Genomic DNA, 15,611 nt, shown 5'->3' with positions numbered 1-15,611 from the left:
GTCGAGGCGTGGCAGAATGCCGCATGCCTGCCACCTTCGACCGCTTCCGCGACATCATCCTCGACACCGACCCGGACGCCATCGGCGCTCCGGTCGGGATTCCCTCTTCCTTCCTGCTGGCCGGCGCCGGTCCGCTGAGCACGCACTACATCCCCTTCGATTACGTCAACCTCCAGGCGCGCGTGGTCGTGGTCGGGATCACGCCGGGTTTCGCGCAATGGAAGAACGCGGTGCGCGAGGCGCGGCGCCAGCTCGCCCTGGGCGCACCCGAGCACGAGCTGCTGCGCGCCGCCAAGTACACCGGCGCCTTCAGCGGCGCGATCCGCCCCAACCTGGTGGCCCTGCTCGACAGCGTCGGCCTGCAGCGCTGGCTCGGCATCGCCAGCTGCGCGACCCTGTTCGGTATGGACGCCCACCTGATGCACGTGACGGCGGCGCTGCGCCACCCGGTGTTCGTGAATGGCGTGAATTACAACGGCGCGAACCCGAACATGGTCACCACGCCGCTGCTGCAGTCGCAGCTGCTGGACTATTTCGCGCTTGAAGCGGCGCAGTTGCCCGACGCCGTGTATGTACCGCTCGGCCCCAGGGTCGGCCAGGCGCTGTCCTGGCTGGCGCGCCGCGGGGTCCTGGACGAGGAACGCATCCTGCACGGGATTCCCCACCCGTCCGGAGCGAATGCGGAGCGCATCGCCTACTTCCTTGGCCGCAAGGAGAAAAGCGCCCTGTCGAGCCGCACGAACGGCGACCAGATCGACGCTGACCGCCGCGCCCTGCGCGCGAAAATGGCGGCCCTCGGCATGCGCCGCTGACCTGCCGACGGGTCCGCTTGCGTGCTCCACGTATCGGCGGGCGCGATTACACTGGGGCCGTCAAGTTCTTGAACAGCCGACCATGTCAACGCACCCGTGGGACTACAACCAGCTCACCCTCGTGAACCTCGAGGACAAGCCCGCCGCCTTCTTCAAGGGCTTGATCCGGGCCAGCAGCACGGCCATCGTGATCACCGATGCGCGGCGCGAAGATAACCCGATCGCCTGGGCCAATCCGGCCTTCGAGGCGATGACCGGCTACACGCTGGCGGAGGTGATCGGCCGCAACTGCCGTTTCCTGCAGAACGACGAGCGCAGCCAGCCGGAGCTGGACGGACTGCGCGAGGCCATCGCGGCCGGCCTGCCCTGCACCTGCACCCTGCACAACTACCGCAAGGACGGCACCCCGTTCTGGAACCGCATGCACCTGTTCCCGGTGCTGGACGGCGCTGGCGTCATTACGAATTTCGCCGCTTTCCTGGAAGACGTCAGCGCAACCATCCATGCCCAGCAAGCCGAGGCCGCCGCCCACGCGCGTTTCGTCACGGTGCTCGAAAACATTTCGGATGGCTGCTTCTCGGTCGACTGCGACTGGCGGTTTACCTACATTAACGCGCGCGGCGCGGCCCTGCTGGGACGCCAGCCCGCCGACCTGCTCGGCAAGAACATGTGGGAGGAATTCCCGGAAGGCGTCGGCGGCCCGTTCGACGACACCTACCGGCGCGCGCTCGCGAGCCAGGCATTCGCCAGCTGCGAGAACTTCTACGAGCCGCTGGGGATCTGGATCGAGGTGCGCGCCTATCCTTCGAAAAATGGTCTCACGGTGTTCTTCGCCAACATCACCGAGCGCAAGGAAGCCGAGCAGCGCCTGGTCCACCTGGCCACCCACGACAGCCTGACCGGCCTGCACAACCGCTTCAGCTGCCTGCGCGCGATCGACGAGGCGCTGGCGCGCGACAGCATGATCGGCGTGCTGTTCGTCGACCTCGACCACTTCAAGGAAGTCAACGACGCCCATGGCCACCATTCCGGCGACCTGGCCCTGCAGGAAATCGGGCGGCGCCTGGCCGGCTTCGAGGACGACGACACCATGGTGGCGCGCATCAGCGGCGACGAATTCGTGTTCATGCTCACGAATGCCGATGCGGCATCGGCGAAGGCGCTGGCGGCGTCGGTGCTGCGGCGGATGGCCGAACCGATCGCGGTCGGCCACCTGAAGGTCACGGTCGGCGCCAGCATCGGGATCGCGCTCGGCAAGCCCGGCGAGGTGACGGCGGACGAGCTGCTCAACAATGCCGACGCCGCCATGTACGCGGCCAAGGACAACGGCCGCCATACCTTCAGCCTGTTCTCGCCGCAGTCGGCCCGCATGATCAAGGAGCGCCTGCAGCTGCGCCAGGAAGTGTTTTCCGCGCTCGAACGGCGCCAGTTCGTGCTCTACTACCAGCCGCAGATCAGCGCCGCCAACGGCGCCGTGGTCGGCGCCGAGGCCCTGCTGCGCTGGGACCATCCGCGCCTGGGCATACTCGCTCCGGGCGCCTTCCTGTCCATGCTCGAGGATTCGCCCGCGATCACGGCGGTCGGGGCCTGGGTCTGCGAGGAAGCCTGCCGCCAGGCGCGCGAATGGGAGCTGCTCGGCTACCGGCTGCAGGTGGCGGTGAACGTCTCGCCGCGCCAGCTGACCGACGAGAACCTGCCGCTGCTGCTGAAGAACCTGGTGGCGCACTACGGCCTGAGCACGGAATGCATCAAGCTGGAAGTCACGGAGAGCATGCTGACCCAGGACATCGAGAAGGCCGCATCGGTGCTGCGCTCGCTGCAGCAGGAAGGCTTCCGGATCGCGCTCGACGATTTCGGCACCGGCTACTCGAACCTGTCCTACCTGCGCCAGTTTCCGATCACGACGATCAAGATCGACCGCTCCTTCGTGCAGGAGATCGAACAGGACCGGCGCTGCCTGGACATCGTCAACGGCGTGATCGCCTTCGCCAAGTCGCTCAAGCTGGCCGTGATCTGCGAAGGGATCGAGACCGAGGCGCAGGCCAGCGCGATCCGCTCGACCGCATGCGACGTGCTGCAGGGCTACCTGATCGGCAAGCCGATGCGGGCCAGCGAGTTCCAGGCCCTGCTGCTGGCCCAGCGCACGACGCCGCAGCAGGCGGATCCGGGGTGCTCGCAGCCGGACACGGACGCCGGCTAGGCCGCCGACAACTTGCTACGTAAAAGCTCGAGCTGGCGCTTGAGGACCAGCAGGTCGCCCGGCGCGCACGCCGCCGCGCACTGCACCTGCTGCTGGATCGCCGAAGCTTCCCTGGCCAGCGCACGGCCGGCGTCGGTCAGGCCGACCACGACCTGGCGTTCGTCGGCGTTCGAGCGGGTGCGCGTGACCAGGCCGGCCGTTTCCAGGCGCTTGAGCAGCGGCGTCAAGGTCGCCGAATCCAGGAATAGCCGCGCGCCGATGTCGGACACGGTCACCCCGTCGCGCTCCCACAGCACCAGCATCGCCAGGTATTGCGGATAGGTCAGGCCGAGCTTGCGCAGCAGCTTGCGGTACACCTTGTTCATCGCCAGCCCGGTCGAGTACAGCGCGAAGCACAGCTGGTCGTCCAGCAAGGGGGTCGTGGTCGGTTCCATGGCAGGCATCCTACTCCCGGTGCCCACCGCCGGTGGTCAGCACCGTGGCCGTGTCGCGCCCTTCCCGCTTGGACTGGTACAGGGCCTCGTCGGCCGCATGCGCCAGCGCGGCCTGTTCCGGATGGGCGGACCAGGCGATGCCGATGCTGGCCGTGACCCGGCGCGGCTGGCCGTCGACCAGGAAGTCGGCGCGCAGCGCTTCGAGCAGCTTGTCGGCGATGCGGCCGCATTCGCGCGCCGAGCCGACCTGCTCCAGCACGATCACGAACTCGTCGCCGGCCAGGCGCGCCACCGTGTCGCTGGTGCGCACCGTGGCCGACAGGCGCCGGGCGAATTCGCGCAGCACGGCGTCGCCGCTGGCGTGGCCGAGGCTGTCGTTGATCTGCTTGAAGTGGTCGACGTCGAGGTAGACCAGGGCCATCGCCATCGCGCTGCGGCGCGAGCGCGCGATCGCCTGCACCAGGCGCTCTTCGTAGCTGCGGCGGTTCGGCAGGCCGGTCAGGTGGTCCGAATGCGCCAGCGCGTGCAGCTGGCGCTCGTATTCGCGCGCGGAGGTGGCGTCGGTGGACAGCACGTAGATGCCCTGCACCGCGCCGTCGCGCAGGTGCGGCAGGTAGGTGGTGCTGATCACGCGGCGGCGCCCGCGGCGCTCCTCCTCGATCTCGAGGGCCGAGGCGTGGCCTTCCAGGCAGCGTTCCAGCGCCTCGCGGCGCGGCGCGAAGAAGGCTTCGCCCATCGCTTCGGGCACGGTCTTGCCGAGCATGTCGGCGCTCTTCACGCCGAACCATTCCTGGTAGCGCTGGTTGGCGAAGCGGTAGCACAGGCCGGTGTCGACGTAGGCGATCAGGGCCGGCACGTTGTCGGCGATGGTGCGCAGCCATTCCTCGCTCTCGACGATGCGGGCGCGCGACTCGGCCAGCTCGGTGACGTCCTTCATCGCCACCACCGCGCCCAGCGCCTCGCCGTGCGGGCCCTTGAGCGCGCGGCCGCTGGCCAGCACGCGGCGGGTGCCGCCCTGCTCGTGCACGACCGTCATCGGCGCATCCTTGACATGCTCGCCGCGCAGCGCGCGCGCCAGCGGAATGCGGGCTTCGTCCAGCGGCGTCAGGCCGTCTTCCTCGAACAGACGGTAGTGCTGCGCCCATTCCTGCACCTTGAGGCGCTCGACGTCCATGCCGTGCAGGTCGCGCGCGGCGCGGTTGAACAGGGTCAGCGCGCCGTCGGCGCCGCAGGCGACCACGCCGACGTCCACCGATTCGAGCACGGCGTCGAGCATCTCCTGCTTCTGCACCAGGATTTGCTGGACCTGCTGGCGCTGCTGCGCCTCCTGCTCGAGCAGCCGGTTCTTGGCGTGCAGTTCGCGGGTGCGTTCCTCGACGCGGCGTTCCAGCTGCACGTTCAGCTCGCGCAGCGCCATCTGGGCGGCGTCGCGCGCGGCCACCAGCACGCCGCGGTTCAATTCGTCCTGCACCATCTGCGCCAGGTCGCGCAGCATGCGCTTGTCGGCATCGCCGAACTGGCGCGGCTGGCGGTCGAGGATGCACAGGGTGCCCAGCGGCTGGCCGTCGACGCTGCGCACCGGCTGGCCCGCGTAGAAGCGGATGAACGGCGCGCCCACCACCAGCGGATTGTCGACGAAGCGTTCGTCGAGATGGGTGTCGGGCACCACCAGCAAGTCGTCCAGCGCCACCGCATGGCTGCAGAAGGCCAGCGAGCGCGGGGTTTCGCCCGGCTCGAGGCCGATGCGCGACTTGAACCATTGGCGCTGCGCGTCGACCAGCGAGACCAGCGCGATCGGCGCGCCGAAGGCGGCGGCGGCGATGCGGGTAAAGCGGTCGAAGCGGTCTTCCTGGGGGGTGTCGAGCACTGCCAGGGCGCGCAAGGCCTTGACGCGCTCCTGTTCTGCGAGTTCTTGTTGACTGAGCATGAATCATCCTTGCCGCGGCGCGGCCAAGAAAAGAACCGGCAGGATCGAGGCCGGTGGTCGGGGACTGGCGATTCTATTGCATTCCAGACGAGCTGTGCAGCATTGCCTTTCTTATTTCCATGAGGAAACCGTTAGTACGGATTCAACACGGATGATGAATTGTATAACGAAAATATTTGTGAGATTTCAATATTTTTCCTGTTCACAAGAGTAAAGGCGCTGTCGACGGCAGCGGCCGTCCCTCCGGCCGGCCGGGGCGTCGCGGCCTGTCCGGCTTCGCTGATGAGTGGGGTCTACACAACATTCATTGTGTGTGTCATCTAACCGAGATGGCATTGCCGGCCTCGTAAGGTGGAGGCCTTCTCCAAGAAAGCACCCGCGAAGGCGGGGACCCAAGTTCTGCTTGAGCTAACGAAACGCATACAAACCTGGGTTCCCGCCTTCGCGGGAACGACGGCTATTCGCGCGAACGACGTCATTCACGGGCAAACGCACAAACCTCCCCATCCTCCGGCACCAGCACCCGCCCGCGCAGGCCCTCCTTGTCGAGGAACGCGCGCAGCGCCGCGCGCGACAGCACGCAGTGGTTCACCGCCTCCAGGTGGCTGGCGATGATGGTCGCCTGCGGCGCCGCCCGCGCCACCCTGGCCAGGTCGTGCTGGTCCATGATGATGGCGCCCAGGCCGGGCACCTGGGCGTCGCCGCAGTTCAGCACCACCACCGCCGGCCGCCAGGCAGCCAGGCTGTCCTCGACATGGCGGTTCCACACCGTGTCGCCGGCCACGTACAGGGTCGGTTCAATCGGGTGGCTGAACACCACGCCGCTCACCTCCCCCATGCGCTCGCCGATCACCGCCATCACCTGGTCGCTGCCGTGCTGGCCGCCGGTCCTGCGCAGGGTAATTCCCTCGAACACTGCGCCGTCGATCAGGCGCACGTCCGCGAAGCCGTCGGCGCGCAAGGCCGCCGCATCGGCCTCGTTCTGGGCGAACAGCGGCAGGCCACGTGGCACCAGGCGGCGCGCGGCGTCGTCCCAGTGGTCGGCGTGCAGGTGGGTGACGACGACCGCGTCGACGTCCAGCAGCTCGTCGATGGAGACCGGCAGGCCGACCAGCGGATTGGCCAGGTGGCTGTTGGCGGTGCCGGCAAAGCCCGGATAGGCGCCCTGGTCGGCGAGCAGCGGGTCGACCAGGAAGCGTTTTCCGGCGAAGTCGATGACGAGGGTGGCGTTGCGGATCTGCTGGACGTGCATGTCGGCTCCTGATGAATTGAAAGTGGGAGCATTGTGCTGGGCAGCCGGCCGGGCCGATAGTGGCCCGCAAGCCAGCATGCGATAGAATCGGGCCATGCACAATCCACGCCCCCTTGCAGTCGCCGTCATCGCCTTCGACGGCATGACGCCCTTCCACTTGTCGGTCCCCTGCCTGGTGTTCGGCAGCAGCCTGGGCGCGCAGGCGGCGTTTTCGCTGCGCGTGTGCGGGCTGGGCGGAGACGCCGGAGAAACGCTGGGCACCAGCGCCGGCTTCGGCATCCAGCCCGGCCACGGTCTCGATGCCCTGGCGGACGCCGACATCGTCGTCATGCCGGCCTGGCACGACGACTGCCGCCCCGCCCCGCCGGCGCTGCTGGATGCGCTGCGCCAGGCCAAAGCCCGCGGGGCCTGCGTGGTGGCGCTGTGCCTGGGCGCCTTTCCGGTGGCCGAGGCCGGCCTGCTGGACGGCCGCGCGGCGACCACCCACTGGGCGGCGGCGGGCGAGCTGGCGCGCCGCTATCCGAAGGTGAAGGTGGACGCGGAAGTGCTGTACGTCGACGAGGGCGACGTCCTCAGTTCGGCCGGCGTGGCGGCCGGCATCGACTGCTGCCTGCACCTGCTGCGCCGCCTGTGCGGGGCCGATGCCGCCAACGCGGTCGCGCGCCGGCTGGTGGTGGCCCCGCACCGCCAGGGCGGCCAGGCCCAGTTCATCGAGCGGCCGCTGCCGGTGTCGCCGAGCGACGGCCGGCTGGCGCGGGTGCTGGAGTGGGTCGGTCGCCACCTCGACGTCCAGCACGACCTCGACACGCTGGCCGGGCGCGCCGCCATGAGCCGGCGGAACTTCACCCGCCACTTCCGCCAGGCCACCGGCATGTCGTTCAAGCAGTGGCTGCTGGAGCAGCGCCTGCAGCATGCGCGCACCCTGCTCGAGGGCAGCGACGTCCCGGTCGAGCTGGTGGCGCAGCAGGCCGGCTTCGGCTCCGCGCTTTCGCTGCGCCAGCATTTCAGGGCGACCCTGCAGACCTCGCCGGCCGCCTACCGCAGGCAGTTCAGAACGTCCTCCCGGGCTTCGCCCCCGGCTGCGGCGCCGACCTGAGCCTCGCGCGGGCCATGCGCCGGCGCCTTATGTACGGTTGAGCACTGTCGGCACGCTTTACAAAGTGCAAGTCCCTTGGCGGCCAGATTTGTTAAATTCTTTGTTAAATCAAATACATGCGCAGGCAGGCGCAATCCTTGCTTGTTAAATGCGACCTTTCCTGGAGACACAAATGTTGCGCAAGATTCTCTGCCTGGCCGCTACCGCCCTCTTCACCCACGCCGCCTCGGCGGACGTGGTCTATACCTGGAATCAGGTGAAACACTCGCCTTCCACGCCGGACGGGCTGCACCTCGAACTCGTCTTCACCGACGCCGCCGTGGCCCAGGGCTCGGTCGACCTGAATGTCGTGAACATGTGCAATTACGGCAATTGCGTGCAGCAGCAGGACAGCCTGCTGTCGCTGCGCTACTGGTTTGCCGGCGCCGACGGCAACCAGCAATGGAACATGATCGACTACCGCCTCGGCGACGAACTGCTTCCCGGCCTGCAGCGCCTGTCGCTGGCGCTGGACTTCCTGCCGGGCGGCCGCCTGAAGGGCACGATCGATGCCAACAGCGGCTTCTCCGATTTCAGCATGGCGAGCGATGGCCCCTTCTTCACCCTGCTGGCGGCGCACAGCGACGAGGAATTCGGCTGCGGCTTCGCCCATCCGTCCTGCGGGGGCGACCGCGGCATGCTGCGCGTCCTCGAGTTTGGCCAGATGCATGGCAGAGCCCAGGAACAGGACCAGCCGCTGCCGGAGCCGGCCGGCATGGCTACCCTGGCGATCGGCGCACTGGCCGGCTGGATTGCGCGCCGCCGCCGCGCCGTTTAGTTCGATCGCGAGGCTGGACGCGCGTTCAGCCGCATGAAGCGATGATCTCGTGCAGGGCGCCCAGCTCGACCGGCTTGGTCAGGTGGGCGTCGAAGCCGGCCGCTTCCGAGCGCGCGCGGTCTTCCTGCGTGCCCCAACCCGTCACCGCGACCAGCCTGGCCTGCGCCAGCGCTGGCGTGGCGCGCAGGCGGCGCGCGACTTCGTAGCCGTTCAGGCCCGGCATGCCGATGTCGAGGAAGGCGACGTCGGGCAGGAAGCTTTCTGCCGTCTCGATCGCGGCCAGTCCGTTGGCCGCCACTTCGACCTGGTGTCCTTCGAGTTCGAGCAGGTCGCGCAGCAGCTCGACCGCATCCACATTGTCGTCCGCCAGCAGGATCCGCAGCGGGCCCCTGCCGGCGCGGACCGGGGCGCCGGCGCCGACGCCGTCCATGCGGCCGCGTGCCTGCGCCAGCGGCAGTTCGATCGTGAAGACGCTGCCCTGCCCCGGGCCCGCGCTTTCGGCACGCACGCTGCCGCCGTGCAGTTCGGTCATCTGCTTGACGAGGTGCAGGCCGATGCCAAGGCCGCCGGACTCCTGCTCCGGATGGCGCCCCACCTGGGTGAACATGTCGAAGATGTTCGGCAGCGCCTCGGCCGGGATCCCGATCCCGCTGTCGCGCACGACGATTTTCGCCTGCCCGCCGCCCTTCTGCTCCCGGCGCGCTTCGAGGACGATGGACCCGCCTTCCATGGTGTACTTGGCCGCGTTCGACAGCAGGTTGCCGACCACCTGGGCGAGCCGGGTCGCGTCCGCATGCACCACCATGCCGTCGTCGGCGATCTCCATGCGGAAGGCGTGGCGCCTGGCTTCGATGCCAGGCAGGGTCATCTCGACCGCGCGCTGCAGCACGTCCTTCAGCGCCACCTCGGTCATCTTGAGCTCGACCTTGCCGCTGCTGATGCGGGCCAGGTCGAGCAGGTCGTCGACCAGGTGCACCAGGTGGTTGACCTGGCGTTCCATCATCGGCCTGACCTTGGCCAGCAGGGCGGGCTTGTCGGCGCCGATGCGCAACAGGTCGAGGCCGGCGCGCATCGGCGCCAGCGGATTGCGCAGCTCGTGCGCCAGCGTGGCCAGGAATTCGGACTGGCGGCGGTTGGCGTCCGCCAGGTCGTCGGCCAGCCGCTGCAGCGCTTCGCCGCGTTCGCGTTCCTCGGTAACGTCGCGCAGGAACACGGCCACCTGCCGGCTGTCCGGATCGCCGAGGCGGGCCGCGTAGACGTCCAGCCAGCGGTCCAGGTTGGCCGTGTGCTGCTGGATGCGTACCGGCAGCCCGGTCCTGGCCACGCGCCCGTAGATGCGCGACCAGCGTATGTCGTGGGCCGGGACCAGCTCGCGGATGGTATGCCCGACCGCATCCTCCAGGCCGGTGTGCTTGACGAAGGCCGGGTTCACTTCGAGGATGCGGTAGTCCCACGGCTCGCCCTGGGCGTCATGGATCATCTCGATGATGCAGAAGCCGACGTCGATCGAATCGAGGACGGTGCGGTAGCGCTGCTCGCCGCGCAGCCGGGCCGATTCGCTGGAACGCAGGCGGCGCTCGATCCCGGCCTGGCGCTGCAGTTCGAACTGGGCCATCACCTGTCCGGCCAGGGTCTGCAGGGCGAAGCGCTGGCTGGCGCTCAGTCCTTGCGGGCGCGCGGTCCTGTCGAGCACGCACAGGGTCCCGAGCGGCAGGCCTTCGGGCGTGGTCAGCAGCGCCCCGGCGTAGAAGCGCAGTCCGGAGGCGGCGGTCACCAGCGGGTTGCAGGCGAAGCGCGGATCCTCGGTGGCGTCGGGCACGACCATCATGCCTTCGCCCAGCAGCGCATGCTTGCAGATCGAATCGTCGAGCGGTATCTCGCGCACGCCCAGGCCGATCTCGGACTTGAACCACTGGCGATGCGTATCGATGAGGTTGACCGCCGCGATCGGCGCTTCCAGCAATTCCGCCGCCAGCCGCACCAGGTCGTCGATGGCCTGTTCCGGCGGCGTGTCGAGGATGCCATAGCGTTCGAGCGCCACCAGGCGTTGTTCTTCAGTCCAATTGTTGGTGACCAGCTCTTGGCTCATTTCAGGACTGCATCGGCGATTTCGGTAAAACAAGACTGTAGCACAGCGACACGTCATGACATGCAGTCGCCGCAGGTGAATGGATGAGAAAGATTGTTACAACTTTCCGATTGAACTAGCGACGGCCGTCATCATCCACCTTACAGGAGGATTGCCAATGCGATGTGCACTGCTTGTAGAACATGACCCCATGGCCTGCAGAGAGATTTCCGTTCTGCTGAAGTCGCTCGGCTATATCGTGGCCACCACCGACAGCCCGCGCGCGGCCCTGAATACAGCCCAGACGGTGCGCTTCGACCTGGTCCTCACCTACACCACCTTCAACGCCGACGACCGCCGCTCCTTCATCGGCGAAATCACCCGGCTGGCGCCGCAGGCCCCGGTCATCCTGCTGCTCGACGAGCAAGGCCACATCCCCCACTACCATGCAGGCCGGAGCACGGTGCTGGCCAAGCCGGTCACCCTGCGCTCGCTGCGCCGGGTCATCGATTTCGGCATCGACGGCAACGGCGCGATGCCGTCCTACGCGGTCCACGCGACCGAACAAGGCGAGCGGCGGCGCCAGGGGCAGCGGCGCACGCGGCCGCGCTAGCGGCGGTCGATGCTCGCCACCAGGCCGCGCCTGCCGTTGCGGCCGAAGGCGGCCACCTTGATCAATCCACGTTCTTCGATCGGTCCGGTCACCGGTTTGCTGGCGACGGTCGGCTCGCTGCCGTCGCTCGTGTAGCGCAGCGCGATGCCGGGCAGGACGTGGTTGACCAGCACCCGGTCTCCGTCCAGCAGCAGGCCGGGCGGCGCGATGCGGTAGGCCAGCCCCGGCTGCTCCAGGTCGAGGCGCGGCAGCACCCGCCGGCCCAGCGCATTCACGAAGCCCGACCATGCGGCGCGATGCAGGGCCTCGGCCCTGGCGGGATCGGCTTCCGTGGCCCAGGCCGGATCCGGCGCCCAGGCCCGCTCCGCCACCGCCAGCAGGCGCGGCATGACCAGGTAATCGATGCGGGCCGGATCGCGGACCGTCTCGGTGAACAGCGTCGCCTCCAGCCCGCGCACGCGGCGCTTGCCGTAGTCGGTCAGGCCATCCTTGCCGATGCGCGCCGCCTCGTCGAGGTTCTTCAGCATGTCGAAGGGGATGAAGTCGTACACCTTGTCCAGTTCGACGTAATCGTTCCAGTTCACGCCCGGCTCATCCGGATTCGGGTTCGTCGACATGTCCATGTACATGCTGCCGACCGGCGCCAGCACGATGTCGTAGCCGGCGTTGGCGAGGCGGTTGGCGAAGTCCTCGGCGCCGCGCGTGTTGTTCCACACCCAGGCCCGGAAGCCGCGCTGCGTGAAGCGCGGGTTCGGGATCAGCTTCGGACGGCCGCGCAGCGTGGTCTGGCGCGCCGCCAGCTCTTCCCAGCCGGAGGCGAACAGGCCGTGCCTGCGCAGGATGCCGTCGACGCGGTCATAAAAATAGTCCCACAGGTCGGCGGTGTTCTCCAGCTTCTCCTTGCGCATGCGCGCGAGGCTGGCCGGCGAACGCTCCCATGCGCCGCTCGGCAGCTCGTCGCCGCCCATGTGGATCGTGTGCAGCGGCGCGCCGGCTTCGCGGTGCATCGCCGCGATCTGCGCGACCACGTGGTCGATGAAGGTGAAGGTCGAGTCGAGGCCGGGATTGATGACGTTGTCGCTGTAGTACTGCGCCGAGCTGTAGCTCGAGCGGTCGTCGAAGTCGTTCAGCAGGTACTTTGCCGCGTCCTTGCGCCCTTCCGCCGTCAAGCGGCGGTAGCGCGCTTCCATCGCCTGCACGGCGGCGCGCGCGTGGCCGGGCATTTCGATTTCCGGGATCACCTCGATGTGGCGGGCTTTCGCGTAGCGCAGGATCTCGATGTAGTCGGCGCGGCTGAAGTAGCCGCTGCCATTGGGGTCTTTCGGATCCGGTCCGGAGCCGTAGGCCGGCTGCAGCCGCACGCCAGGCTTCGCGCTGTGGCCGCGCACGGCGCCGATGGCCGTCAGTTCCGGCAGGCCGGCGATCTCGAGGCGCCAGCCTTCGTCGTCGGTGAGGTGGAAGTGCAAGGTGTTCAGCTTGTAGCGCGCCATCAGGTCGAGCCACTTGAACACCGTCTGCTTGCCGTGGAAGTTGCGCGCGACGTCGAGCTGGAAGCCGCGGTAGCCGAAGCGCGGGGCGTCGACGATGGTGACCTCGTCCAGGGCCGGCTCTTTGGCGTCGGGCAGCGGCAGCAGGTCGCGCAGGGTCTGCAGGCCGTAGGCCACGCCGGCCGCGCTGTTGCCGACGATGGCGATGCCGCTGCCGGCGCGGACGGTCAGTCGATAGGCTTCGGGCGAGGTCTGGCCTTCCACCTTGCCGATGCCGAGTTTGAGCGCCGGGCCGCCCGCAGGCAGGTTCGCGGCGAACAGCGAGCGCGCCAGCGCTGCTTCATTTTTCAAGGCATCCGGCGCTTGCACCGTTGGCCGCGAAGCCATCTTCAGCTTGCCGGCGCCGGTCTGCAATTGCAGCGGCGTCGGCAGCACCGGCGGCACCTCGGCGGCGGGCAGCAGGTTTGCGCGGGTGTTGCGGCGATAGGTGTCTTCGGGCGTCACCACCGGCATGGCGCCGCTGCTGCCCCGGTCCAGCTGTTCCGGACGGGTGACCGGCAGCAGCGCGAAGTCGGCGATCGCCACGCCGAGGTCGGGCGCGGAGTCGTACACCAGGTAGGGCCCCATCGGCGCCTTGGCCAGCTTGATGACCAGGCTCGCGTAGGTGTAGACGATGTCCAGCGTCCGGCCCGGCGCCACGCCGGCGAAACCCTGTCCGGGACGCAGGCGGAACAGGCTGCCGGCCACATGCTCGAGGACCAGGCCGCTCGCCAGTTCGCCGGGCTGCAGGCGGTCGAGGCAATTGAAGTACAGCGACCAGCCCTGCGGCGGCAAGGGCTGGCTGTCGCGGTTGCTCAGGATCAGGCGCGCCTGCGAGCGCCCGCGCGGCGCCTCCGGACCGAACAGGTTGCGCTGCAGTTCCCAGCGCAGCTGCAGCTTCGCGGCGCTGGCGACGCCGTTCAGTGCGGCCGGCGCCGCCTGCTTTGCCGGCGCGTCCGCCAGGGCCGGCGCGACCGGGACCAGCAGCGCGCCGATCAATGCCAGCGCGGTCAGCGGGACACGCGCGGCCATCAGCGCCAGCTCCGGATCTTGTGCCCGCTGGCGGCGTACCAGAGGATCAGCGCATAGCAAGGCAGCAGCAGCCAGTAGGCGCTGCGCGCCGTGACGACGTCCGACAGGTGGCCGTACAGCAGCGGCAGCAGCGCGCCGCCGGCGATCGCCATCACCAGCACGGCCGAACCGCTGGCGGTATGGCGACCCAGTCCCTGCAGGGCCAGCGGCCAGATCGCCGGCCACACCATCGCGTTGGCGAGACCGAGCAGCGCCAGGCACATCACGGTGTTTGGCACCAGCGGCGCGCCGGTCCAGCCCAGCAGCACTTGGGACAGGCCGGTGCCGGTGGTCGAGCCGGTCGTCACGCCGACGGTCAGCAGGATGCCGGCCAGTCCGGACAACACCAGCGCACGCTGCTGCGACAGGTAGCGCGGAATCGCGGCGACGCCGACCAGGTAACCGAGCACCATGCACACCATCGTGTACGAGGTCAGCACGCCGAAGTTAGCGACCTTCAGTTCGTGGCCGTACAGGCCGATGGTGTCGCCGGCGATCACCTCCACGCCGACGTAACCGAACAGCGCCAGCGCGCCCAGCACCAGCTGCGGGAACTGCAGCACCGACGTGGCGTCGACGCGGCTGTCGGCATCATCAAGCTCGGGCGGGATCTCGCGCAGCTTCGAAAAATGGATGAAGACCATGATCGCGAACAGCACCGCCCCCATGCAGGCATACGGGAACACCAGGCGCTGCGACAGGACGGCTTGCGAAGCGGTGTCGATATCCTTCAGCATCAGGCTGGTGAAGACGAGCGGCACGACGATCCCGGCGCCCTTGTTGAACAGGCCCATGATACTGATGCGCATGGCGGCGCTCTCGCGCGGGCCGAGACAGACGATGTAGGGATTGATGGCGGTCTGCATCAGGGTCATGCCGGTGGCCAGCGTGAACAGCGCGGCCAGGAACAGTTCGTAGCGCGTGCTCTGCGCCGCCGGAATGAACAGCAAGGCGCCGGCGCCCATGATGCCCAGCCCCAGCGTCATCCCCTTCTTGTAGCCGGTCCGCTTGAGCACCGCGGCCGACGGCAGGGCCATCACGGTGTACGCGATATAGAAGGCGAAGGTGACCCACAGGGCCTGGAAGTTACTCAGCTGGCAGACGATCTTCAGGAAGGGGATCAGGGAGCCGTTCAGCCAGGTGACGAAACCGAGGATGAAGAACAGGAGTCCCACGAACAGCATGCCGACGACCACTTCGCGGATCGAATTGCTGCTGTGCTGTTCGGTTGGATTTGCGCTCACTTCCATGCTGCGGCACCTCGTTCGTAGTCGATATGTCATGCTAGCAGTGGCCTGGAGGCAAGTCCATCGATGGGGCTGTTATGGGGTTTGTTTAGTAAATGTTGTCGAAAACCGGGATGCCCGTTCGTCGACAGCAGGAGGCGGCGCGGATCGCCTGCTCATCTAATCAAGGAGACTTTGTATGACTCAGTATCTGGTTGCCATTCATCACCGCGACGATTTCGACCCGGCCAGCGAAGGGGAAGCGGTGCGGGAGGATATCAGTGCGCTCAACCGTGAAATGGTCGCGGCCGGCGTCAGGGTGTTTGTTGGGGGATTGAGGCCGGTTGGGGAGGCGCGGTCGGTGCGCTTACGGGGGGATGGTTCTTCGGTCCTGACCGATGGACCTTACCTGGAGGCCAAGGAGCATGTGGGCGGGTTCTGGGTGCTCGAGTGCAAGGATATGGATGAGGCGCTGGAATGGGGGCGGAAGGCGGCGGCGGCTTGCCGGGTGGGGGCGGAGGTTCGGCCGTTTTATGAGATGCCGGTGCGGGCCCAGTAAGGGCTCCCTG

The 15,611-nt window shown here is 68.0% G+C and carries 12 protein-coding genes; 6 read left to right on the top strand and 6 right to left on the bottom strand.

Annotated elements, in window-relative coordinates:
- The first annotated feature begins 23 nt into the window (after positions 1-23).
- Entirely contained in the window at positions 24-812 is a 789-nt protein-coding gene (locus AC3A6M_RS19555) for a hypothetical protein (RefSeq protein ID WP_487854394.1), read from the top strand.
- Positions 813-894: 82 nt separating this feature from the next.
- Positions 895-3,012: a sensor domain-containing protein gene (locus AC3A6M_RS19550; RefSeq protein WP_487854393.1), complete on the top strand. Its 2,118-nt coding sequence runs from the start codon at positions 895-897 to the stop codon at positions 3,010-3,012.
- On the opposite strand, the gene AC3A6M_RS19545 is transcribed toward AC3A6M_RS19550, so the two are convergent.
- The 3 genes from AC3A6M_RS19545 to AC3A6M_RS19535 all read right to left on the bottom strand — a co-directional run bounded on the left by AC3A6M_RS19545 (position 3,009) and on the right by AC3A6M_RS19535 (position 6,625).
- Entirely contained in the window at positions 3,009-3,446 is a 438-nt protein-coding gene (locus tag AC3A6M_RS19545; RefSeq protein WP_487854392.1) for a MarR family winged helix-turn-helix transcriptional regulator, read from the bottom strand. The genes AC3A6M_RS19550 and AC3A6M_RS19545 overlap by 4 nt on opposite strands.
- 10 nt (positions 3,447-3,456) lie before the next feature.
- Positions 3,457-5,373, bottom strand: coding sequence for a sensor domain-containing diguanylate cyclase (locus AC3A6M_RS19540; RefSeq protein ID WP_487854391.1), 1,917 nt, complete (start codon positions 5,371-5,373; stop codon positions 3,457-3,459).
- 475 nt (positions 5,374-5,848) lie between these two features.
- On the bottom strand, positions 5,849-6,625 hold the full coding sequence (locus AC3A6M_RS19535; RefSeq protein WP_487854390.1) for an MBL fold metallo-hydrolase: 777 nt from the start codon (positions 6,623-6,625) through the stop codon (positions 5,849-5,851).
- A 94-nt stretch (positions 6,626-6,719) separates the two neighbouring features.
- Here AC3A6M_RS19535 and AC3A6M_RS19530 point away from each other — a divergent pair, with 94 nt between their 5' ends.
- Together AC3A6M_RS19530 and AC3A6M_RS19525 are read left to right on the top strand one after the other, a co-directional pair.
- Entirely contained in the window at positions 6,720-7,721 is a 1,002-nt protein-coding gene (locus AC3A6M_RS19530; protein WP_487854389.1) for a GlxA family transcriptional regulator, read from the top strand.
- 172 nt (positions 7,722-7,893) lie between these two features.
- Positions 7,894-8,538: a PEP-CTERM sorting domain-containing protein gene (locus AC3A6M_RS19525; RefSeq protein WP_487854388.1), complete on the top strand. Its 645-nt coding sequence runs from the start codon at positions 7,894-7,896 to the stop codon at positions 8,536-8,538.
- Between the two features lie 25 nt (positions 8,539-8,563).
- Here AC3A6M_RS19525 and AC3A6M_RS19520 read toward each other — a convergent pair whose 3' ends face one another.
- Positions 8,564-10,627 carry a hybrid sensor histidine kinase/response regulator gene (locus AC3A6M_RS19520; RefSeq protein ID WP_487854387.1) on the bottom strand — a complete coding sequence of 688 codons (2,064 nt, stop codon included), beginning with the start codon at positions 10,625-10,627 and terminating at the stop codon, positions 8,564-8,566.
- A 79-nt stretch (positions 10,628-10,706) separates the two neighbouring features.
- Here AC3A6M_RS19520 and AC3A6M_RS19515 point away from each other — a divergent pair, with 79 nt between their 5' ends.
- The gene (locus AC3A6M_RS19515) at positions 10,707-11,219 is read left to right on the top strand and encodes a response regulator (RefSeq protein ID WP_487854386.1); all 513 of its coding nucleotides are present in this window, start codon (positions 10,707-10,709) and stop codon (positions 11,217-11,219) included.
- Here AC3A6M_RS19515 and AC3A6M_RS19510 read toward each other — a convergent pair.
- Positions 11,216-13,777 carry a family 20 glycosylhydrolase gene (locus AC3A6M_RS19510; RefSeq protein WP_487854385.1) on the bottom strand — a complete coding sequence of 854 codons (2,562 nt, stop codon included), beginning with the start codon at positions 13,775-13,777 and terminating at the stop codon, positions 11,216-11,218. The genes AC3A6M_RS19515 and AC3A6M_RS19510 overlap by 4 nt on opposite strands.
- Complete coding sequence (locus tag AC3A6M_RS19505; protein ID WP_487854384.1) at positions 13,777-15,060, bottom strand: sugar MFS transporter; 1,284 nt, start codon at positions 15,058-15,060, stop codon at positions 13,777-13,779. The genes AC3A6M_RS19510 and AC3A6M_RS19505 overlap by 1 nt, the downstream gene beginning before the upstream one ends.
- A gap of 181 nt (positions 15,061-15,241) precedes the next feature.
- Here AC3A6M_RS19505 and AC3A6M_RS19500 point away from each other — a divergent pair, with 181 nt between their 5' ends.
- Positions 15,242-15,601, top strand: a complete 360-nt coding sequence (locus AC3A6M_RS19500; RefSeq protein ID WP_487854383.1) for a YciI family protein — start codon at positions 15,242-15,244, stop codon at positions 15,599-15,601.
- Positions 15,602-15,611 lie beyond the last annotated feature (10 nt).

The sequence above is a fragment of the Telluria sp. Soil_C_11 genome, assembly GCF_057657395.1.
This window is presented reverse-complemented; position numbering and strand designations above follow the sequence as displayed.

Bases quoted from the DNA above. Each gene is read 5' to 3' on its own strand.
- AC3A6M_RS19555 (WP_487854394.1), top strand. From the start codon at position 24: ATGCCTGCCACCTTCGACCGCTTCCGCGACATCATCCTCGACACCGAC.
- AC3A6M_RS19550 (WP_487854393.1), top strand. From the start codon at position 895: ATGTCAACGCACCCGTGGGACTACAACCAGCTCACCCTCGTGAACCTC.
- AC3A6M_RS19545 (WP_487854392.1), bottom strand. From the start codon at position 3,446: ATGGAACCGACCACGACCCCCTTGCTGGACGACCAGCTGTGCTTCGCG.
- AC3A6M_RS19540 (WP_487854391.1), bottom strand. From the start codon at position 5,373: ATGCTCAGTCAACAAGAACTCGCAGAACAGGAGCGCGTCAAGGCCTTG.
- AC3A6M_RS19535 (WP_487854390.1), bottom strand. From the start codon at position 6,625: ATGCACGTCCAGCAGATCCGCAACGCCACCCTCGTCATCGACTTCGCC.
- AC3A6M_RS19530 (WP_487854389.1), top strand. From the start codon at position 6,720: ATGCACAATCCACGCCCCCTTGCAGTCGCCGTCATCGCCTTCGACGGC.
- AC3A6M_RS19525 (WP_487854388.1), top strand. From the start codon at position 7,894: ATGTTGCGCAAGATTCTCTGCCTGGCCGCTACCGCCCTCTTCACCCAC.
- AC3A6M_RS19520 (WP_487854387.1), bottom strand. From the start codon at position 10,627: ATGAGCCAAGAGCTGGTCACCAACAATTGGACTGAAGAACAACGCCTG.
- AC3A6M_RS19515 (WP_487854386.1), top strand. From the start codon at position 10,707: ATGGATGAGAAAGATTGTTACAACTTTCCGATTGAACTAGCGACGGCC.
- AC3A6M_RS19510 (WP_487854385.1), bottom strand. From the start codon at position 13,777: ATGGCCGCGCGTGTCCCGCTGACCGCGCTGGCATTGATCGGCGCGCTG.
- AC3A6M_RS19500 (WP_487854383.1), top strand. From the start codon at position 15,242: ATGACTCAGTATCTGGTTGCCATTCATCACCGCGACGATTTCGACCCG.